Raw genomic sequence first — 22456 nt, forward strand, 5'->3', positions numbered from 1 at the left:
TTCAAAATGCGCCTCAATATAGAGCAATCTTATATTCTAATCAAAAATAGTAGTCATGCAGCGTAATTACCGATGGGGCTTAGCATTGAAGACTATTCTTCGAACCAAGTTTTATACAGTGTATAATTTTTTGCGGTCTTCTCGAAGATCTCTAGTAATTCTCCTTCGATCTTTTTTACCTTTTTTGCCGGAACACCTGCATATATATATCCGGACTCTACAATAGTATTCTCCAAAACCACCGCACCTGCTGCTACTATTGAACTGGATTGAACCACCGCATTATCCATTACGATAGCGCCCATACCCACCAAAGCAGAATCTTCAATTTTGCACCCATGAACAATTGCCCTATGTCCTATTGACACACTATTACCTATTGAGGTAGACGCCTTTTTGTATGTACAATGAATTACAGCACCATCTTGAATATTAGTTTTATCTCCTATTACGATACTATTCACATCTCCTCTAATAATAGCACCCCACCAAATACTACAATCCTTTCCAATTATCACATCACCAACAATCACAGCATTATCTGCTACAAAAGAATTCCCTCCAATTAGTGGCATCTTTCCCTCACACTCTTTAATTATTCCCATTTTAATTTGTTTTTAAATAATAGATGTACCTACATTTCATATTAATGTATATTTTTTTTTATGATTTCACAAACTTTATAAAACTTCAAGCGTTACTCGAACTAAACAATAAAACCACTAATCTATGAAAATTTTAAAAACAATAAGCGCATTTGCTTTCGCCATCATTTTGGCGCTAGCGTGTACTTCAAATCCTAAAGGTGACGAAGCAAAAGTAAGCGAAGCTGAAGAAGTAACTGAAGCAAAGGGAATGGAAGTAGCAGTTTCTTCTGATGAGGCTAATATGGAATTCGTAGGTACCAAACCTACAGGAAGACATTATGGAAATATTGCGTTGTCTGACGGATCAATTACTGTTAAAGATGGCAAAGTAACGGGAGGTAAATTTGTATTCGATTTAAATGAAATCGCAATCACTGATTTGAAAGATGATCAAGAAAGTCACCAAAAACTAGTTGGCCATTTGCAATCAGATGATTTTTTCGATGCAGCGAATCATCCTCAAGTTACATTTGAGTTAGTATCCTTGAAGCCTCTAAAATCAGAGAAAACAGCGGATAGCTATGACTCTTACCAAAACGATATGGAACAACCAGCTGAAGACGAGAAGATTATGGAATTACCAGATTTTGAATTGGAAGGTGCTACTCACGAAGTAACTGGTAATCTGACAATGAGAGGTAAAACATTAGCAATAACAGTACCTGCGAAGGTGGAGGTTACTGACAACGGTGTAAAGGCTTTTACTAACTTCAGTATTGATAGAACTAAATGGGGCTTGATGTATGGAGATGAGTCGAAAGCAGTCGATAAAGCAAAAGATAAATTTATTTATAATACTGTTGGGGTTGGCTTTAATATTGATGCCAAAACAAAAAACATGTAATTCTAAGTCTTTAAAAATAATTGATAAGGTTGCTAATATTTTTTAGCAGCCTTTTTTTGTGCAATTTTGTATCAAAATCAGTTCTATTGGAATCTATTAAAATCGACATATCACCATTTCCAAATGCTTGGGAGTCTATCTTAAATTGGGTAGAAAATTACCCCAATGTTGTCGCTTTCTACCCCCAGCAGGTAAAAGAATACCCTTTCGGAGCTTTCCCAAAAGTTATTGCTGTTGGAAATCAAAAATTGAATCTTAGAGCTCCATTTTTCGAAAGTCTACAATCATATTTGCATGCTAATCCGAACAAAAAGATATTCGGATATTTAGGGTACGACTTAAAAAACGAATTAGAGGATTTAGAAAGTCATCATCCTTCCATAATCAATTGGGACCCAATGAATTTTTTTAGTCCTGACTGTTTACTTTCATTTGATCAAAAACATCTTACTATTGAGAGTACAGATTTAGACTATTTTAAAGACGAAATTCAAAAGACATTATCTTTCATCCCTTCTGAAAATCAAGAGCAACCATCAGTTAGTCGTTACAAATCATGGGTGAGTAAAAAAGAATATATTAATAAAGTTAATCAGTTGAAAAACCACATTGTAGAAGGGGATATTTATGAAATTAATTATTGCATTAATTATTCTGCTACTGCCAAACGTTTAAATCCTATTCAAGTTTTTCAGAAATTATGCAGCAACTCTCCTGCTCCCTTTGCTTCATATTTGAAAATAGACAAAAAACACATTATTTCTTCTTCACCAGAGCGCTTTTTGAAGCTCAAAGACCAAAAAATAATAAGTCAACCTATAAAAGGCACTGCCAGCAGAGGCTTGACTGAAAAAGAAGACCTTGAAAATAAAAAACAGCTATTTAAAAGCGAGAAAGAACGAGCAGAAAACATGATGATTGTAGATTTAGTCCGCAATGATCTGGCTAAATCATCCGTGAGTGGAAGTGTAAAAGTGGATGAAATCTTTGGGATTTATAGCTTTCAGCAGGTTCACCAAATGATCAGCACCGTTTCTGCTACAAAGCGAAAAGAAGTCAGTTCCTGTGAAGTAATCAAAAATGCATTTCCAATGGGTAGCATGACAGGTGCACCCAAAATTAGAGCAATGCAATTGATTGAAGATTACGAATGCAGCAAAAGAAATGTATTCTCTGGAAGTATTGGTTATTTCAATGGAGCCCATGACTTTGATTTCAATGTCTTGATTAGGAGCATCTACTATGATGAAAAAACGGATGCTATCAATTATCAAGTTGGCAGTGCCATCACCTATGATTCCGATCCTGAAACTGAATATGAAGAATGCCTTTTGAAAGCCAAAGCAATAGAAAAAACGCTGGGCATCATATAATCTTAAAAAGATTACTTTTCCGAAGGAAAAACTACTGCCATAATGTCATTTTCTAGAATTATTAGCTACCTTTGCCTGCTATAAATTAATACAACACAAAGCACTTTATAAATTACAAATATGAGTGAATTGATTAAAGACTTGGACATTATTGCAGAAGAAACAAAGACAGACGAGTCTTGCGCTGTTCAAGTATCAAAAGAAGAAAATACTGGCAAAAACCGAAAATTATATATTGAAAGTTACGGCTGTGCAATGAATTTCTCTGATAGTGAAATTGTCACTTCCATTATGAAAGATAATGGATTTGATACTACAGATGATTTCAAGTCAGCTGATGTTATATTACTCAATACCTGCTCTATTAGAGAAAAAGCAGAGCTAACAGTCCGAAAAAGATTAACTGATTTCAATAAAGTCAAAGCAAGTAAGCCTGGAATGCAAATTGGAGTATTAGGATGCATGGCTGAGAGACTGAAAACCAAACTTTTAGAAGAGGAGAAAATCGTAGATATCGTAGCAGGCCCTGACTCCTACAGAGATTTACCAAACTTGGTAAAGACAGTTGATGAAGGTGATAAAGCAGTCAATACATTCTTAAGCAGGGAAGAGACTTATGCCGACATTAGCCCTGTGAGGCTTAATTCAAATGGAGTAACAGCATTTATCTCAATCATGCGAGGCTGTGACAATATGTGCTCTTTCTGCGTAGTGCCTTTCACTAGAGGAAGAGAGAGAAGTCGCGATCCTTTTTCGATCGTAAAAGAAGCTCAGGATCTATTTGACAAGGGCTATAGAGAAGTAACTCTATTAGGACAAAATGTAGACTCCTACAAATGGTCGGAAGAGATGAATAACAAAGCCCGATTAGAAAAAATTGAGAGAAAAGAGGATGTCGAGATTATCAACTTTGCAAATCTGATTGAAATGGTAGCAAAGGTATCACCTGATTTAAGAGTTCGGTTTTCTACTTCTCATCCGAAAGATATAACAGATGAGGTCTTGCATACGATGAAAAAGTACGAAAATATTTGCAATTATATTCATTTACCAGCACAGAGTGGTAATTCACGTATTTTAAAAATGATGAATCGTACTTATGATCGAGACTGGTATATCAATAGAGTGGATGCTATCAGAGAAATTTTGGGTGAAGAGTGCGGCATTTCTTCTGATATGATATCAGGATTCTGTTCTGAAACAGAGCAGGATCATCAAGATACCCTAAGCTTAATGGACTATGTTAAATATGACTTCTCCTATATGTTCTTTTATTCTGAACGGCCAGGAACTTTAGCGGAGAAAAAATATGAAGATGATGTTCCATTGGAAACAAAAAAGAGGAGATTGCAAGAGATCATCGATAAACAAAGAGTGTATTCTTTGGAACGCAATCATTTGGTACTAAATAAGGTCCACAAAGTTTTGGTGGAAGGCACTTCAAAAAGATCAGATGAACAACTACAAGGAAGAAACTCAGAGAATAAAGTAGTGATCTTTCCTAAAGGAAATCATAAAAAAGGAGATTATGTTAATGTTTTCGTAGAGGAATGTACAGGTGCAACCCTAATTGGGAAAGCGGTCTAAATACTTTTTGCTTTGGATATACAAACTATCAAAAATAGATTCGGCATAATCGGAAATTCCGATCATTTAAACTTTGCCATTAAAGTAGCCATGCAGGTTGCTCCTACAGATATGACTGTACTCATAACCGGAGAAAGCGGAGTGGGAAAAGAGTCATTTTCCAAAATTATTCATCAGCTAAGTGCAAGAAAGCATGGTCAATTTATTGCTGTCAATTGTGGTGCAATCCCTGAAGGAACTATAGATTCCGAGCTATTCGGACACGAAAAAGGTTCTTTTACCGGTGCTTATGATGCTAGAAAAGGATACTTTGAGGTGACAGATAATGGTACTATTTTTTTAGATGAAATTGGCGAAATGCCACTCCCAACTCAATCCCGTTTATTGAGGGTTCTAGAAAATGGAGAATTTATCAGAGTGGGTTCTTCGAAAGTAGTCAAAACTGATGTGAGAGTGGTGGCAGCTACTAATGTAAACTTAATTCAAGCAGTTGAAAAAGGGAAGTTTAGAGAAGATTTATATTATCGACTCAATACCGTTCCTATTTTTGTTCCGCCTCTGCGCGATAGAGGTGAAGATATTGAGCTCTTATTTCGAAAATTCACGTCAGATTTTGCTGAAAAGCATCATGTCAACCCCATTAAACTAACAGAAGATGCGAAGCAAGCTTTAATGGGTTATCGCTATCCAGGAAACATTCGGCAGCTTAAAAATATTGCTGAGCAGATTTCTCTGTTGGAAATGGAACGCGAAGTTGATAAAGATATTTTATTGAAGTATTTGCCACAAGAAGGTAATATGATGCCGGCAATTTACAAAAGTACAGATAGCACTGGCGGTGGTGATAAGAGTAATTTCTCTGAGCGCGATATTTTATACAAAATTCTTTTTGACATGCGGAATGATGTCGAAGAATTAAAGAAACTGGTACATAATGTACTCAAGAACGAAAATTACGGAGAAGAAATCATCAAAGACAATGAAGGACTATTTGAAGTGAAACAAAATGAGTTCAAAGAAAATGCAGAAGGCATCAGGACTCCATATTTACTAGATAGTCGAAAAAATGACGAAGATGATACAAGTGAGAGTTTTAATCTAGAAGATTATCAAGATGCTGAACACGAGATTGAGGAAGAATCTTTATCATTGGAAAAAAAGGAAAAAGAAATGATAGAGCGTGCACTTTCCAAAAATCAGAATAAAAGAAAATATGCGGCACGAGATTTGGGTATTTCTGAGCGTACCTTGTACAGAAAAATAAAACAATATGACCTTTAGAAGTATTTTAGTTTTTTTGTTTTTAGCATTAACCACAAGTAGCTGTGGTGTTTACAGTTTCACAGGAGCATCAATCTCTCCAGACATCAAAACCATGTCCATCCAATATTTTTATAATGATTCAGGAAATGGGCCACCCAACTTACAACAAACTTTTACGGAAGAAATAAGAGATTATTATCAGCAAAATACCAGTTTAGAACTAGTGGAATCTAATGGAGACTTACAGCTGGAGGGGTCTATTACAGGCTATACTGTTAAACCAATTGCAGTTACTGCTTCAGGAAATCCTAATCAAGCAGATGCTGCAGGAGCCACTAGATTAACGATCACAGTAAAAGTAACCTATGTTAACACAAAAGATGAAGTTTTCAATTTCGATAATAAATCATTTTCATTTTACGCAGATTTTGATGCCACTTCAACCACTTTAACTGCAGAAGAAGATCAACTAATAGAAACCATTTTAGATCAGATAATTATAGATATATTTAATGCATCAGTAGCAAATTGGTAAAATTTTGTAACTTTAATTCTTTAAAATAGAACCAAGTGGATAAACAAAGGCTTACAACTCTAATTAATCAACCATCAAAACTACAAGAAACCGACTTCAGAGAACTATCTGATCTCAAGAAGGAATACCCCTATTTTCAAGCGCTTTCGCCTCTCATCACTATCGGTTCAAAAAAGTTTTCACCCCAAAATGAAAAAAAATATTTACAGTCTGCAGCAATTTATGCTTTGGATAGAAAGCATCTAAAGGAGATTTTAACGGAGGATTATTACGTATTTGAAAGTAAGCAAGAGAACGTAGAGAGTCAAGAAAAACAAATACCACAATCAAATTCGAAAACACTTGCCGATTCCATCATAGAAGATAATCCTTCTAATACAACATCGCATTTGCCAGATTCCTTCTTTGAAGATCTAATCCATGAGATGGAAGCGCTTAAAGCCGAAAAAGAAAATTACCAAAAAACTTTAGATCGAATCGAAGCAAAGAAAGCCAGCAGTAAAAAAACGAAGACTGCCACCAAAACAACTTCGAAAGCAAAGAGCCCAAAAACCGCTACTCTTAACAAGACTACCACAGCAAAAAAGTCAGCTCCTAAGACTAAAGCAGCTAGTTCAAAAAAAACTAGCCAAACAAAAAAAAGTACGCCTACCAAATCAACAGTAAAAAAAACAACCGCTCCGAAAGCAAAAGAAAGTAGTAAAAAAACTGCTAGCCCCAAAAGTAAAAGGCCAACGAAAACTGCCGCAAAAAAGCCTAAAAAAGATGAACATGACATAATTGAAGAAATTACTTCAAGAAAAGAGTTGAAAATAAGTGATGCTCACAAAAAGGAACAATTAAGTATCATTAATAATTTTATTGAAAAAGAACCCATTCTAACGAAACGGATAGACACTGATAATCAGTCAAATAAGCAGGAAGCAGAAGATCTTTCGGCTAGCAGCGTCAACCTTTCAGATGATGTAGTTTCGGAAACTTTGGCAAAATTGATGATAAAACAAGGGAGAAAGCAAAAAGCCATTGATATTTACAAGAAATTAATTTGGAAATTTCCACAAAAAAAGACGTACTTTGTCGAAATTATAGATGAGTTAAAAAAAGAATCATAAATACATGTTAACATTATTAATTACTTTAATCATTTTAGTTGCCATTTTGTTGGTATTGGTAGTATTGGCTCAAAATTCTAAAGGCGGTGGTTTGTCCAGCCAATTTGGAGGTTCAGGAGCTAGTCAAGTTGTAGGTGTTAAAAGAACTGGAGATATTCTGGAAAAGATCACCTGGGTGTTGGCTATCAGCTTAGTGGTATTGAGCTTAGCTTCATCTTTTGTGATTAAATCAACAACAGTTGATACAGGCTTTACAAGTCCTAATATCGAAAAAGCACAAGATGAAACCTTACTTCCTGGAATGGAAAGTGGTGGTGAAGAAGGCCTATTACCTCCAACAGAAGGTGAAGAAGCTACGGAAGGTGATAGCGAACAAGGTGGTAACCAAGAATTGATTGAGGGGCTTCAAGACGAAACTGAAGACGGAAATACTGAAGAGTAATATCGAACTTATAAAACACAGCAAAAGGGAATCCGAAAGGTTTCCCTTTTTTTGTTTTAATTAATTAATATCTACTGTATTTATTAAAGCAAATGTAAATGAAACTTAGTGTCTGCTGTATTTTAAGCCTATTATTATCGTTTGACTCCTTCTCTCAAAAAAGAATTGAATCATTAGAGAATTCAGGTAGTTTCAGCAGATTTGAAACTTACCTTAGTTTTGAGATCAAGCTTGTTGATTTTGAAAATAGTCTATATGTCAACGATCTTAAAACCACTGAAGTTCAAATAGAAAATGGCTTTACCCATAACAAAATTAACTTCATTGATTTTTCTTTTGGTATAAACGGAGGTGTAACTTTAGGTATTCCTTACGAAGATCGAAGGATCGCTTATTTTCAAAATACAAACGGTTTTTCTTATGATACCTTTATTAAACTCGATGAAATAGACTGGATTGATCAAGATTTATCAAAAACCAGATATTTCTTTGGTTTTCATCCTCAACTCACTTTCAATATTTCAGAAAAATGAAAACTTCTTACTGGCACAGAAATACGCTATTACTTCCAACCTTTTTTTGAAAGAAGAACTTTTGATGGAGCATATGTCATTAATGATGGGGTAAATTTCGACTTCTTAGGAAACGCTGGACCATATTATATACTTAATGATAATTTATCAATTGGTTTAAATTATTACAGGGGATTATCTTATTTATACAAAGCATAAAGAGGAAATACTAGTGGAAGTGGTCTCTTCGAAAGCTCTGTTAGATACCATAGTTTAGGTCTAAATGTTAGTTATTCATTTTAATCTTATCTATTCAAAGCAATGAAAAGGAAATCCCTTTGGTTTCCTTTTTATTGCTGTAGATTTTCAGAATTCTATTGTTTTGCCAAAAACTAAAATACAACTGCTAGTTAAAAACAATTGAATGCAAAAAATGAACACTTATCTACACAAGAAATTGCTAAACCTGTAAACACACCAACTTGATAACTTGCCAACTTCACCCCCGTTTTCCTAACTCAATCACCTCCAACTTCTCCACTTTCCCCTTATTAATCTCAAAGCGCATCATTGTCCTGATTTTATGAAAACCTTGATTTCCAGCTGCTCCTGGGTTGAGGTAAAGTAAATTTCCATGCTTGGGGTCAGGCATAGCCCGAAGGATATGAGAATGCCCACATATAAAAACATTTGGATTCTCCGAATGAATCAATTTTCGAACGCGTGGATTGTAAGAAGGTGGCTTTCCTCCTATGTGGGTCATAAATATCTTGGCACCTTCCCTTTCAATGAATAAATCTTCTGGATATTCCCTTTGAAATTCTGGGGTATCTATATTTCCGTATACTACCAGAGTCGGAGCAATCTGATTGAGCTTTGCAATAATTTCACCAGTATCCCCTACATCACCTGCATGCCAGATTTCATTGCATTCTTTGAAATAGCGTGGAATGCTGTCATCCCAAAAGCTATGTGTATCGGATATTAAGCCTACTTTCATTTGCCAAAGAAAGTTAGAACATTCAACTTTTCCAAAGTTCCAAAACTCGGAAAAGTTGAATTTAGCAAAGCCTATAAATCCAAATCATCTAAATAAGATTTAATGATATCTCCTAGTTCAGCGAAATCTTCTTTATAACTTTTTTCACTATTTAGCTTGCCTTTCACACTCACATAGAATTTAATTTTAGGCTCCGTTCCAGATGGTCTAGCAGATATTTTACTACCATCTTCTAAGAAAAATTGAAGTACATTCGAAGAATCAAAATTCAATTTCGTTTTTACTCCGCTTTCTAAATCTAGAATAGTAGACTTTTGGTAATCCCTAACAGTCAACACTTTAGTTCCTCCCAATGACTTCGGTGGATCTTCTCTAAATCTTGTCATCATCGCCTTAATTTCTTCGCTTCCCGATTTTCCTTTTTTTGTAATAGAAACCAAGTCCTCACGATAGAAACCAAACTTCATATACATTTCAATCAGATATTCATAAAGCGTCTTTCCTTGAGATTTCACAAAAGCGGTCATCTCCGCAATCATGGCAACAGAAGCAATGGCATCTTTATCGCGTACATAATCCCCTATCATATAGCCATAGCTTTCTTCGCCACCGCCAATGAAGGTCTTTTTACCCTCTAAATCTCGAATTACTGCCGCAATATTTTTAAAGCCAGTTAATGTGTCAAAGCTCTCTACTTGATAGGAATCAGCAATACTCTTTATAAGCTCAGTAGTAACAATGGTTTTAACTATATACTGCTTACCATCCAACTTCCCTAATTCACTCCATCTACTTAATAAATAATAAATAAGCATGGAGCCAGTTTGATTGCCATTCAACAATTCAAATTCATTTTCAGCATTCTTAATGGCAATCCCCACTCGATCTGCATCGGGATCAGTAGCCATGACAATATCAGCATCAACTTTTTTTCCTTTCGCCAATGCCATCGACATCGCTTCCTTCTCTTCAGGATTAGGATACACCACAGTAGGGAAGTTTCCGTTGGGTTCAGCTTGTTCCTCAACTATATGCACATTTTTAAATCCAAAGAGTTCCAAGGCTTTAGGCACCAATGTAATGCCCGTTCCATGAATAGAGGAGTACACTATATCGATCGATTTATCTTCCTCATTAGCATCCGGAAATAGAGAAATTTTCTTTACCTCATCAAGATAGGCTTCATCAATAGCTGTACCAATAGTCTCAATCAGTGAATCTTTACCTGAAAAATGGACATCGTCAAGAGAAGTAATAGATTGCACTTCATTCATGACATTCACATCATGTGGAGCGACCATCTGAGCACCATCTGTCCAATATGCTTTATATCCATTATATTCTTTAGGATTATGGGAAGCCGTTAAAACAACTCCACTTTTGCATCCCAAATAGCGAATAGCGAAAGACAGCTCAGGAGTAGGTCGTAGACTCTCGAAGAAGAAGACCTTAATATTATTGGCAGTAAAGACATCGGCTACCACTTTAGCAAATTCCTCAGCATTATTTCGACAATCATGAGCAATGGCCACAGAAACACCTTGTTCAGTAAAAGTCTTGTTGAGATAATTGCTTAACCCTTGAGTGGCCATTCCCAATGTATATTTATTCATTCGATTACTACCCACTCCCATTATCCCCCGTAGACCACCTGTTCCGAATTCTAAATCTTTATAAAATGACTCTTCAAATTCTTCCTTATTGTTTTCTTTAAGATCTAAAATCTGATTTTTGGTGGTTTCATCTACTGATCTACTATCTAACCATTGTTGTGCTTTTTCTGCTGATGTCATCGGTTCTAATTAAATAATTTGTTTACTATAAAATTTTTGTACGTACTATCCGTCTCTACTACATATCGTATCGAATACTTACTTTCCGCTCCGTCTACAACCTCAAGATAGTTTTTTTTATCCGCTTTTATTAAAAAATAAGAGTCATTTTCTCGATAATTTATTTCAACCCCTTGATCTTCAATAGTAAAAAATTCTGGATATATGATTGCCCCAACTGTTGCTACATCAAAAGGAATGAACCCGTCAACTCCAAGTGCCACTCTCCAGCCAAAATGCCAATTTCTAAGTTTTCGAAAAACCCAATTATCTCCAGGATTGTTTCTTTCTTTTAACTTTTTGAGATCACTTTTGTAGATAAATATAGGTGCTGCGGCTTCGTAGCCAGCCAAAATAATGTTTAAGCTCCCTTTTTCCAGAAGATATTGAAAAGATGCTGAATCTAGTTCGAAATTATAATCTGGTAAGTTCTTTCTAGCACTTTTGGGTCTAAAGACGTTCCCTTTTGTCCGACCAGCACAGAAAACAATATCAGTAATCTTTTTTGTTTGTTCAGGATAAAATTTCAATAGATTAGCAATGTTTGTAGCAGGCCCTAAAGCTAAAACTGCTAGAGAATCCTGTTCTAAGGCCGCTGCTAATGCTTCTACCGCAGGACTAGTAGAACCATAACTTTTACTAGCATCATCTTGACCTAAATAGACTGGAATATCGTATTCCGCATAATACTTAAGAATCTTTTCTGTTACCTCTTTAGCATGTGCAACATTATGAACAACACTAATTCCTACTATTTCAATATCAGGATTATTAAGTGCTAACATGAGCGCAACACCATCATCAACATCCTTCCCAAAAACATCAAAGATAATATCTGTATCAATCCATACTTTTTTAGGAGTTGCTTCTACAGAAGAAGCAAAGACTGATACATTAATAAAGAGAACTAACAAATATTGAACTACAAGCTTCATATTTAAATGGACCTATATTAAAAATAAAAAAGTCGTTCAGTTTTAAGTTGATAATCAACGACCTGAACGACTTTCACATAAAAAGAGAAGAAATTACAAATTACCTCTCAACTCCTGCTCTCTTTCAATTGCCTCAAACAAAGCTTTGAAATTTCCTTTACCGAAAGATTTTGCGCCCTTTCTTTGGATAATTTCATAGAAAACTGTCGGTCTATCCTGAACAGGTTTAGTGAATATCTGGAGTAAATACCCCTCATCGTCTCTATCGACCAAAATATTATTCTCCCTAATGGGTTCAATATCCTCTTCTATTTTACCTACTCTTTCCCATAAATTTTCATAATAAGTATCAGGTACTCTTAAAAACTCTACGCCCCTTCTACGCATTTCAGATACTGTATCAACTATATCATCTGTAGCAATAGCAATATGCTGAACTCCAGCACCTTTATAGAAATCTATATATTCTTCAATTTGCGATTTCTTTTTACCTTCTGCCGGCTCATTAATCGGGAATTTTATAAAACCATTACCATTAGAAACTACCTTCGACATTAATGCAGTGTAATCTGTAGCAATGTCTTTATCATCAAATGTTATTAACAAATTGAAGCCCATTACATCTCTATAAAAATCAACCCATGTGTTCATTTCTCCCCATCCAACATTTCCCACACAATGGTCAACATATTTCAAACCTATTGGCTTAGCTGGTAATTCACTTGTTTTTTCAACAAAGCCAGGAAGAAAAACCCCATTATAGCTATGCCTGTTAACAAAAGTATGAATTGTGTCACCATATGTGTGAATAGAGGCTATGGTTACTTCCCCATGCTCATCTTTAATAGTTTGGGGAGGAGTATGTGGCTTTGCTCCTCTTTTTGTTGTTTCATTGAATGATAATTCCGCATCATCTACCCAAAGCGCCAATACTTTTACTCCATCACCATGAAGATTTACATGTTGAGCCACTTCTGTATCAGGAGCTAAAGAAGAAGTCAAAACCAATCGGATTTTTCCCTGTTGCAACATATAAGAAGCTCTATCCTTTATTCCTGTTTCGGGTCCGGCATAAGCTTTTAACTCGAAACCAAAAGCTGTTTGATAATACATGGCTGATTGCTTTGCATTACCCACATAAAATTCGATGTAATCGGTGCCATTGATTGGCAAAAAATCCTGTTCCATAGTAGTTTAAATCGATTGCATAATTTCTTTATAGTTCAAAATTATGTTTTTTAGACAGTAATTGAAATAAATCTGAAACTATTCCTAAATAGTCTTCCATTTACTTGGAAGTTATTGGCAATCTAAAGAATTTTACGTTTAGAAAATAACAGCACTTAAGCATGATAGATATTAAAAAGTTAGATCAAGATTTAACAGAATTAGTAAAAGCGAAAATTGCATTGAGCAAACTCACTTATGCTGATAAAGATTATGATAAAATTGAAGAAGAGCTTCATGACATGGAGGACGATTTTATTGAAAATTATGGTGAATACTTGGAAGAAGCATTAGCCGAGGTTCATGATGAATTCTGCCCTGATAATGACGTATTACTGCCTATAGCTTATTTAGCTGACGAATACATTGTGGATGGAGATTCAATTGATGTAGCTCCTGGCCATGGCGTATTAGTTGAAGCTGATGACTTTGCAAGTGCAAAAGTAACTTTGGCATTGGCACCACAGCCAACTCGAATAGTACTTCAAGCGGGAAATGATCATAAAGAGGTGGTTTGGAGAGCCAAATAATTTGCGCTTAAAAAAAATACTTAAATCCTGCTCTAATTCAGAGCAGGATTTTTTTTTATAAAAAAATCAAAAATCAGGAAAATCATTCTATAGCCAAACGAACTATTGCAATTCGTTCAAAAACCCAATCATCATTTTCTTTCCATATTTTATTTCCATTTCCCAATCATCCATCTATATTTGCAGGGTTTAAAAAAATAAAGAAAACTTATGAGCAATATTATCTGGATTGTCCCGATTCTCGGGATCGTGGGACTGATTGTTATGGCTATAAAATCCGCTTGGGTATCAAAACAGGATGCCGGAGATGAAAGAATGACGGAATTAGCAGGCTACATAGCTAAGGGAGCTATGGCATTTTTAAGAGCTGAATGGAAAGTTATGTTCTACTTTGTGATCATTGCCGGTATATTATTGGCTTATTCAGGAACACTTGTAGAGACATCTTCTCCTGTTATTGCAATATCTTTTGTGATAGGAGCTGTATTTTCGGCATTTGCGGGTTACGTTGGGATGAATATCGCAACAAAAGCAAATGTTAGAACCACTCAAGCTGCAAAAACTAGCTTAGCAAAAGCCCTAAAAGTATCTTTTTCTGGCGGAACTGTAATGGGATTAGGAGTTGCAGGTCTTGCTGTTTTTGGAATGGGTATATTGTTTATCTTCTTATATAATATGTATGTAATCCAAACAGGCGGAGACGTAAACGGTCTGGAAATGGAGAAAGCTTTAGAAGTATTGGCAGGTTTCTCATTAGGGGCTGAGTCTATTGCTTTGTTTGCCCGTGTTGGTGGTGGTATTTATACGAAAGCAGCCGATGTTGGAGCTGACTTAGTAGGAAAAGTTGAAGCAGGAATACCCGAAGATGATCCAAGAAACCCGGCTACAATTGCTGATAATGTTGGAGATAATGTAGGTGATGTGGCAGGTATGGGTGCCGATTTATTTGGTTCTTATGTGGCTACAATTTTAGCCTCAATGGTATTAGGTAGAGAAATTATTTCTGAAGATCAATTTGGCGGTATAGCCCCTATCCTACTGCCAATGATTATTGCGGGATTAGGATTAGTATTCTCAATAATAGGTACTTTATTCGTACGTGTTAAAAATGAAACGGATAGCGTTCAAAAGGCTCTTAACTGGGGTAACTGGTCTTCAATTATTTTAACTGTAGTAGCTTCATTTTTTCTTGTAAGATGGATGCTTCCTGAAACCATGATCATCAGAGATTATGCATTTACTAATATGGACGTTTTCTGGGCAATCTTCACAGGTCTGATTGTTGGTGCGTTAATGAGTATCATCACTGAATACTATACAGCTATGGGTAGAAAACCTGTTCTATCAATTGTCAAGCAATCAAGTACTGGAGCTGCAACTAACATCATTGGTGGCCTGGCTGTTGGAATGCAATCTACTGTTATGCCAATATTGGTATTAGCTGTGGGTATTGTTGTTTCATATGAATTTGCAGGGCTTTATGGTGTTGCAATTGCAGCAGCAGGTATGATGGCCACAACTGCTATGCAGTTAGCAATTGATGCTTTTGGACCAATTGCTGATAATGCTGGTGGTATAGCTGAAATGAGCGGCTTACCAGAAGAAGTAAGAGACAGAACAGATAATTTGGATGCTGTTGGAAATACAACTGCTGCAACTGGTAAGGGTTTTGCCATTGCTTCAGCTGCATTAACTGCATTAGCTTTATTTGCTGCTTTCGTAGGAATTTCAGGTATTGATTCAATAGATATTTATAAAGCACCAGTTTTAGCTGCCCTATTTGTGGGTGGAATGATTCCATTTATCTTCTCTTCTTTAGCTATTGCCGCGGTAGGTAGAGCAGCTATGGATATGGTCCAAGAAGTAAGAAGACAATTCAAAGAAATGCCAGGCATCATGGAAGGCACTACAAAGCCTGAATATGAAAAATGTGTGGATATTTCAACTAAAGCATCTATCAGGGAAATGATTTTACCGGGTGCTATTGCTTTAATTACTCCTTTGCTAGTTGGATTTGGCTTAAAAGGAGTATTTGCGGAAACTTCTTCTGCTGAAATCTTAGGTGGTTTACTAGCAGGCGTAACCGTATCAGGTGTTTTAATGGGTATATTCCAAAACAATGCTGGTGGAGCTTGGGATAATGCTAAGAAATCATTTGAAAAAGGAGTAGAAATCAATGGCAAAATGGAGTATAAAGGTTCTGAACCACACAAAGCTTCTGTTACTGGTGATACTGTGGGTGATCCATTCAAAGATACATCGGGACCATCTATGAATATTTTGATTAAATTAATGTCTATTGTAGCCTTAGTAATCGCTCCTCATATTTCTGTTAAAGATCACAGCACTGCAGAAGTGAAGAAAGAATCTAAAGAAATAGTAGTTGAAAAAGCTGAAGTAATCAAAGCTGAGAAATAATTTTTACTCTCTAAGACAATTGAAAAGGTTAGTTGGAAATCCAACTAACCTTTTTTTATAAGACTGATAAAAGAATAATCTCACACCAATTCACAATGCTTTTATTGTATTTACAGCAAATCATTTATATTTTGCTGCTACTTTTTGAAGTAATACAAATCTAGACCTAATGGCAGAAAAAAAATCTCAAGAAAACAGACAAAAAAAGAAGTCTTCCCTTAAAAAATATATTCGTATCGATTTTAAGACACTTCAAGGGAGAATTACCATCGGGTTTCTTTTGATGGGAGCATTTGCTATTATTATGCTCATCAGCAGTAATCAATCTTGGAAAAAGCAGGTTAACAAGGGGAAAGAATTAATAGCACTTAACAAAAACAGTAGTAGAATTGCTGCTGAAATTCAACAGCTTGTATATCTAACTACTATCTTATCATTTCGCTACATTAGTACAGAAGATGATTTTTTTAAGAATGACATAGAAAATAGATGGTATAATGACATTTATCCTAAAGTAGAAAAACTTGATAGTTTGGTAAGAGAATTTGGGGATGAAGAAGTAATTACATTTACTGAAGAGCTTAATGCTCATTTACCAAAGATAAAGAGTAAACAAAAAGAAGCGCTTTCCGATCTAAATTACGATAAACTAAACGGTGAGGATGTCATTGATGACATTATGCATCTAACTTTCATCATCAATAGCATTAAAGGAGAATTAGCCGAAGCAGAAGAAAAGGCAATTCAAAATATTGAAGAAGCGGAAAGCAGCATCCCTCTGATTCTGACTATTGAATTTATAATAGCTTTTATTATAAGTACTGCAATCGCACTCTACATAATTCGTTCTGTTCTTTTAAGAATTAAATATTTAAAGGTTAATATTCGTGACTTGGCCCACGGTAACCTTCCTAAAGAAATGAAAGAGTCAGAGGATGAACTCAACTCCATCATAAAAGCACTGAACGAACTCACTAGAAACTTGACAGGCATAACAAGATTTGCTGATGAAGTTGGAAAAGGTGATTTCAGCACTGATATTACCGTATTTGATAATGAGGGACATCTCGGTCAATCTTTGGCTGACATGCGCATAAAACTTCAAAATGTAGCCCAACAAGACAAAAGAAGGGTATGGTTTAATGAAGGCATCGCCAAATTTGGCGATATTCTACGAAAGAATGACGATAATATAGAAGACTTATCGGCTAAACTTATCTCTGAATTAGCTGAATATACCAATTCGATTCAAGGTTCCATATTTATTGTAAATAAAGAAGATCAAGAAAACATTAAAATTGTACTCAAAGGAGCTTATGCTTATCATAGAAAAAAATTCCTAGAAAAAGAACTCAGCCCTGGGCAAGGCCTAGTTGGACAATGTTATTTAGAAAAGGAGTTTATCTATTTATCTGAAATTCCTGAAAACTATGTTTCTATTCGTTCTGGCTTAGGTGAGGCTAATCCAACTCATGTTTTGATAAGCCCTATGAAATTAAATGAAGAAGTGTTTGGAATCATTGAACTTGCCTCATTTCAGCCTTATGAGGACTATCACAACGAATTTATTGAGAAAGTAGGTGAAAGCATAGCTTCTACAATTCAGGGATTACAGGTTTCTCTTGAAACGAAAAAGCTCTTAGAAGAATCGCAAATGAAAGCAGAGCAATTACAAGCTCAAGAAGAAGAAATGCGACAAAATGCAGAAGAGCTCGAAGCAACTCAAGAAGAAATGGAACGACAAAGCCGTGAAATGGGTGCTTTTAATCAGGCAGTAAGCATTTCAACTATGGTGGCTGAATTTGATAAAGACGGAAAAATTCTCGAAATCAACAGCCAAATAGAATTCCAAACAAGTTGGGACAGTGAAGATTTGATTGGTTTAGACCGAAAGAAATTATTCATTGATGAAGAAGATGTTGATTGGAGCAAAACTTGGAATGACGTAACAGATCATATGTCAATGAGCAAATCAGCAACATTGATGGATAAGCAAGGTCATGAACTACCTGTTGTCGCACATTTTATGCCTGTTTCTGATGAACATGGGAATGCAATTAAAATTGCTTGCATATTTATTAAGAAAGATAAATTTTGAGAACATAATAAATTCTGGGCTGTTATAGGATTCCGAAAGCTAACTCCTTGAAAGAATTTGCTAAACTCATAGCGTCCATAGACCAAAGCAATAAAACCACTGATAAGGTTAATGCTTTGAAAAGCTATTTTTTATCTGCCAACGACCAAGATAAAATATGGACTTTGGCACTTTTCACCCATCGGAAACCTAAAAGAGTTGTCAAAACAAGCTTAATCAAAGATTGGATAACCGAATGGACAGGTATACCAGAATGGTTATTTCAAGAATCGTATCATGTTGTGGGTGATTTAGCCGAAACAATCGCACTTCTCTTAACTGCTCCAGAAGGATACCAAAAAGAAATTGATAAACCCCTCTCCTACTATATCGAATGCTTAATTAGTATTAGCAATAAAACGGTCGAAGAAAAAAAAGAAAAGTTAAAGCTTATCTACGATGAATTAAACCAGCAAGAAAGATTCGTTTTTACAAAAATCATGACAGGCGGCTGGAGAGTTGGTGTATCGCAAAACCTGATCACCAAAGCATTGAGCGAAGCATTTGAAATAGATAAATCGATTGTGGCTCACAGACTAATGGGAGATTGGTCTCCCCAAAAGTTCACTTTCCAGGAATTAATTTTAGAGCAGGGTGAAAATGATCTAGCCTCTCGTCCATATCCGTTTTACTTGGCTCATCCTATAGAAACACAAGAAATAACGAAAGACTTAGATCCAAATGATTGGTATGCAGAATGGAAATGGGATGGTATAAGAGGGCAAATCATCAAAAGAAATGATGAAGTTTTTATATGGAGCAGAGGAGAAGAACTCGTGACTGAAAAATTTCCTGAATTAGAAGAAATGGCAAAAATTCTTCCAAATGGAACTGCGCTGGATGGAGAAATCATAGCCTATGAAAATGGAGCGCCACTTTCATTTGGAATACTACAAACTAGAATAGGAAGAAAAAACATCACCAAAAACCTTTTAAAAAAAGCACCGGTAGTCTTTATCTGTTACGATTTAATTGAGCTAAACGCACAAGATATAAGGAAGGAACCCTTAGAAAAAAGAGTTCAAAAATTAGAAAGACTGATTTCGGAAACTAGCCATTCTGTACTAATCGATTCTAAAAAAATCGAATTTTCTTCGTGGGACGAGTTAATTGCTATTCGTAAAAAATCAAGAAGCTACAAAACGGAAGGCTTAATGCTGAAGAAAAAGGAGTCACCATATGAAGCTGGGAGAAAAAGAGGAAGTTGGTGGAAATGGAAAATCGCACCTCTGACGATAGATGGAATCATGATTTATGCCCAAAAAGGCCACGGAAGAAGAGCTGACTTATATTCAGATTACACCCTAGCTGTATGGAACCAAAATGAATTAATTCCTTTTGCAAAAGCCTATTCAGGCTTGACTGATGCCGAAATGCGAAAAGTAGATGCATTTGTTAAGAAAAATACAAAAGAGAAATTCGGTCCTGTTAGAACAGTGAAACCGGAATTAGTTTTTGAAATCGCATTTGAAGGTATTCAAGCATCAAATAGACATAAGTCAGGAATAGCTCTTCGCTTTCCGCGTATTAGCAGATGGAGGCAAGATAAACCAACTACTGAAGCCAATACATTAAATGACTTGCAAGAACTCCTCGAAAAATATGGATGATCGCATAAAAGCTGGCATCAATTGGTTTGAAAAGAAAGATTGGAGACCATTTCCCTTTCAAATTGAAACATGGGAGAATTTTTTAGCTGGCCATTCTGGTTTATTAAATGCTCCAACGGGTAGCGGTAAAACCTATGCTTTGTGGATTGCTTATCTTATTTCTAAAATAAACAAAAGGCCTGAAAAAGGGCTGAAGTTTCTATGGGTGCTACCGCTTAGAGCACTTTCAAAGGATATTCAGTCTGCAATGGAAGAAGCAACAATAGATTTTGGTTTCGATTGGGAAATTGAAATCAGAACAGGCGACACTAGCACAAAAGACCGACAGCGACAAAAGAAAACACCTCCAGATTGCTTAATTACTACACCAGAGAGTCTGCACTTACTACTAAGTCAGAAGAAGGCCGATCAATACTTCAAAAATTTAGAAGCTATAGTGGTAGATGAGTGGCATGAGCTTTTAGGGAGCAAAAGAGGTATTCAAGTAGAATTAGCAATTTCATCTTTTAAAGAAATAAGTAAACAAAAACTGAAAATATGGGGGATATCAGCCACAATTGGAAATCTGGCCGAAGCTCAAAGGGTGTTATTGGGATCTAATGAAAAGGAAGGGAAATTTATTAGGGCTCAATTAGATAAAGAAATTAAAATCGAATCAATCTTGCCTGATGAGGTAGAAAAATATCCTTGGGCCGGACATTTGGGAATAAAATTAATAGATAAGGTTTTACCAATAATTAAAGCTAATAACACCACTCTTGTTTTTACAAATACTCGTTCTCAAACAGAAATTTGGTATCAGCAATTGCTTAATAAAGATCCTGACTTGGCTGGCGCTATCGCCATGCATCATGGATCTTTAAACAACCAAATCCGAACATGGGTAGAAGAAGCACTTCATTCTGGGCAAATTAAAGTAGTAGTTTGCACTTCCAGTTTAGATTTAGGTGTTGACTTTCGTCCTGTTGATACGATAATTCAAGTAGGAGGACCGAAGGGAGTCGCACGATTTGCCCAAAGAGCAGGAAGGAGTGGTCACAGGCCTGGCCAAACGAGTAAAATCTACTTTCTTCCTACTCATTCTCTAGAATTAATCGAAGGCGCAGCACTGAGGACAGCAATTAAAGAGAAAGATTTTGAAGCTAGAATACCTATTCAGATGGCTCTAGATGTACTTTTGCAATTTATAGTGACTTTAGCGGTGGGCGATGGTTTCGAACCTGATCAACTTTATCAGCAAATTAAGAACACACATTGTTATCATAAAATAACCAAAAAGGAATGGACTTGGCTTCTAACTTTCTTGAAAACAGGGGGAGAAAGTCTATCAGCTTATGATGAATATCACAAGACTATTACTGAAGATAACAAAATAAAAGTTATCAATAAGAGAATTGCAATGCGCCATCGTTTGTCGATTGGCACTATCGTGGGTGACCAAGTTCTAAATGTTAAATATGTGAAAGGAGGTCACTTAGGAACAATAGAGGAATATTTCATTAGTAAACTAAAGCCAGGAGACACTTTTTGGTTCTCAGGCAAAGCCCTTGATTACGTTCGTCTAAAGGATATGACTGTGCAGGTAAAGAGAAGTAAGAAAAAAACCGGCCAAATACCACAATGGATGGGTGGTAGAATGCCTCTCTCTTCTCAATTATCATTTCATATCAGGAAAAAATTAGAGAAGCTAAGAACGAAAGAATTAGATGAAATCGAACTTACAAAAATCCAGCCTTTGATTGACCGGCAAATGCAGCTTTCTACTGTGCCAAAAACAGATGAATTACTGATAGAATCAACAATTTCTAAAGAAGGCTTTCACATTTTTATTTTTCCATTTGAAGGTAGATTTATTCATGAAGTTTTAGCAGGATTAATAGCTTACCGAATTAGCGTTTCACAACCTATCACCTTTTCTATTGCTATGAACGATTACGGTTTCGAGTTACTAACTGATGAAGTCTTCGATCTTGAGGAAATGTTATCCTTTGATTTATTTTCTTTAAATAACGTAAAAGAGGATATTCTGCTAGGGATAAATGAAACTGAAATGGCGAAACGTAAATTTAGAGACATAGCCTCTATTTCTGGTCTCATTTTTAGAGGATTTCCAGGAAAAAATATTAAAGAAAGACATATTCAGGCTTCCTCTTCTATACTATTTGATGTTTTCTCAGAGTATGAACCCGAAAATCTATTACTTAAACAAGCCCATAGAGAGGTTATACAGCAACAGTTGGAAGAAGAGCGATTGTATAAATCACTAAAAAAAATCAGTAGCCAAAAAATAATCTATAATAAAACCAACAAATTCTCCCCTTTTGCTTTCCCGATCATGGTTGACAGATTACGAGAAAAATTCTCTACTGAATCAATCGAAGAAAGAGTAGCAAAAATGCAATTACAATTAGAAAATATATAAATTAATTTTACATTTGGTATTTAAAATTTT

The 22456-nt window shown here is 35.7% G+C and carries 18 protein-coding genes; 13 read left to right on the forward strand and 5 right to left on the reverse strand.

The window, feature by feature from the left end; translation table 11 throughout:
* Window positions 1-92: 92 nt before the first annotated feature.
* On the reverse strand, window positions 93-605 hold the full coding sequence (locus tag B9Y84_RS04455; RefSeq protein WP_085515872.1) for a gamma carbonic anhydrase family protein: 513 nt from the start codon (window positions 603-605) through the stop codon (window positions 93-95).
* A gap of 124 nt (window positions 606-729) precedes the next feature.
* Here B9Y84_RS04455 and B9Y84_RS04460 point away from each other — a divergent pair, with 124 nt between their 5' ends.
* From B9Y84_RS04460 to B9Y84_RS04495, 8 genes are all read left to right on the forward strand, one after another.
* Window positions 730-1491: a YceI family protein gene (locus B9Y84_RS04460; RefSeq protein WP_085515873.1), complete on the forward strand. Its 762-nt coding sequence runs from the start codon at window positions 730-732 to the stop codon at window positions 1489-1491.
* An 86-nt stretch (window positions 1492-1577) separates the two neighbouring features.
* Window positions 1578-2864, forward strand: a complete 1287-nt coding sequence (locus B9Y84_RS04465; RefSeq protein WP_085515874.1) for an anthranilate synthase component I family protein — start codon at window positions 1578-1580, stop codon at window positions 2862-2864.
* A gap of 120 nt (window positions 2865-2984) precedes the next feature.
* The gene (miaB, locus tag B9Y84_RS04470) at window positions 2985-4451 is read left to right on the forward strand and encodes a tRNA (N6-isopentenyl adenosine(37)-C2)-methylthiotransferase MiaB (RefSeq protein WP_085515875.1); all 1467 of its coding nucleotides are present in this window, start codon (window positions 2985-2987) and stop codon (window positions 4449-4451) included.
* Window positions 4452-4463: 12 nt separating this feature from the next.
* Window positions 4464-5732 (forward strand): sigma-54 interaction domain-containing protein, encoded by a 1269-nt coding sequence (locus B9Y84_RS04475; RefSeq protein WP_394334682.1) that lies wholly within the window; start codon window positions 4464-4466, stop codon window positions 5730-5732.
* On the forward strand, window positions 5722-6249 hold the full coding sequence (locus B9Y84_RS04480) for an LptE family protein (RefSeq protein ID WP_085515877.1): 528 nt from the start codon (window positions 5722-5724) through the stop codon (window positions 6247-6249). Before B9Y84_RS04475 ends, B9Y84_RS04480 begins: the two co-directional genes overlap by 11 nt.
* Window positions 6250-6284: 35 nt before the next feature.
* Window positions 6285-7361 (forward strand): tetratricopeptide repeat protein, encoded by a 1077-nt coding sequence (locus B9Y84_RS04485; protein WP_085515878.1) that lies wholly within the window; start codon window positions 6285-6287, stop codon window positions 7359-7361.
* A 4-nt stretch (window positions 7362-7365) separates the two neighbouring features.
* Complete coding sequence (gene secG, locus B9Y84_RS04490; RefSeq protein WP_085515879.1) at window positions 7366-7803, forward strand: preprotein translocase subunit SecG; 438 nt, start codon at window positions 7366-7368, stop codon at window positions 7801-7803.
* A 98-nt stretch (window positions 7804-7901) separates the two neighbouring features.
* Window positions 7902-8336, forward strand: coding sequence for a hypothetical protein (locus tag B9Y84_RS04495; protein ID WP_085515880.1), 435 nt, complete (start codon window positions 7902-7904; stop codon window positions 8334-8336).
* A gap of 478 nt (window positions 8337-8814) precedes the next feature.
* On the opposite strand, the gene B9Y84_RS04500 is transcribed toward B9Y84_RS04495, so the two are convergent.
* The 4 genes from B9Y84_RS04500 to hppD form a co-directional block, all read right to left on the reverse strand.
* Window positions 8815-9315 (reverse strand): metallophosphoesterase family protein, encoded by a 501-nt coding sequence (locus B9Y84_RS04500; RefSeq protein ID WP_085515881.1) that lies wholly within the window; start codon window positions 9313-9315, stop codon window positions 8815-8817.
* A gap of 71 nt (window positions 9316-9386) precedes the next feature.
* On the reverse strand, window positions 9387-11108 hold the full coding sequence (locus B9Y84_RS04505; protein ID WP_085515882.1) for a phospho-sugar mutase: 1722 nt from the start codon (window positions 11106-11108) through the stop codon (window positions 9387-9389).
* 5 nt (window positions 11109-11113) lie between these two features.
* A complete protein-coding gene (locus tag B9Y84_RS04510; RefSeq protein ID WP_085515883.1) occupies window positions 11114-12082 on the reverse strand; it encodes a nucleoside hydrolase in 969 nt (322 codons plus the stop codon).
* Window positions 12083-12175: 93 nt separating this feature from the next.
* Entirely contained in the window at window positions 12176-13270 is a 1095-nt protein-coding gene (gene hppD, locus B9Y84_RS04515; RefSeq protein ID WP_085515884.1) for a 4-hydroxyphenylpyruvate dioxygenase, read from the reverse strand.
* A 161-nt stretch (window positions 13271-13431) separates the two neighbouring features.
* Here hppD and B9Y84_RS04520 point away from each other — a divergent pair, with 161 nt between their 5' ends.
* From B9Y84_RS04520 to B9Y84_RS04540, 5 genes are all read left to right on the forward strand, one after another.
* Window positions 13432-13839: a hypothetical protein gene (locus tag B9Y84_RS04520; RefSeq protein WP_176223710.1), complete on the forward strand. Its 408-nt coding sequence runs from the start codon at window positions 13432-13434 to the stop codon at window positions 13837-13839.
* Window positions 13840-14049: 210 nt separating this feature from the next.
* Window positions 14050-16257: a sodium-translocating pyrophosphatase gene (locus B9Y84_RS04525; RefSeq protein WP_085515885.1), complete on the forward strand. Its 2208-nt coding sequence runs from the start codon at window positions 14050-14052 to the stop codon at window positions 16255-16257.
* 169 nt (window positions 16258-16426) lie between these two features.
* On the forward strand, window positions 16427-18355 hold the full coding sequence (locus B9Y84_RS04530) for a GAF domain-containing protein (RefSeq protein WP_085515886.1): 1929 nt from the start codon (window positions 16427-16429) through the stop codon (window positions 18353-18355).
* Between the two features lie 47 nt (window positions 18356-18402).
* On the forward strand, window positions 18403-20004 hold the full coding sequence (locus tag B9Y84_RS04535) for an ATP-dependent DNA ligase (protein WP_085515887.1): 1602 nt from the start codon (window positions 18403-18405) through the stop codon (window positions 20002-20004).
* A complete protein-coding gene (locus tag B9Y84_RS04540; RefSeq protein WP_085515888.1) occupies window positions 19997-22426 on the forward strand; it encodes a ligase-associated DNA damage response DEXH box helicase in 2430 nt (809 codons plus the stop codon). Before B9Y84_RS04535 ends, B9Y84_RS04540 begins: the two co-directional genes overlap by 8 nt.
* Window positions 22427-22456 lie beyond the last annotated feature (30 nt).

The organism is Marivirga sericea (assembly GCF_900177665.1).
GTDB classification, from domain to species: Bacteria; Bacteroidota; Bacteroidia; order Cytophagales; family Cyclobacteriaceae; genus Marivirga; species Marivirga sericea.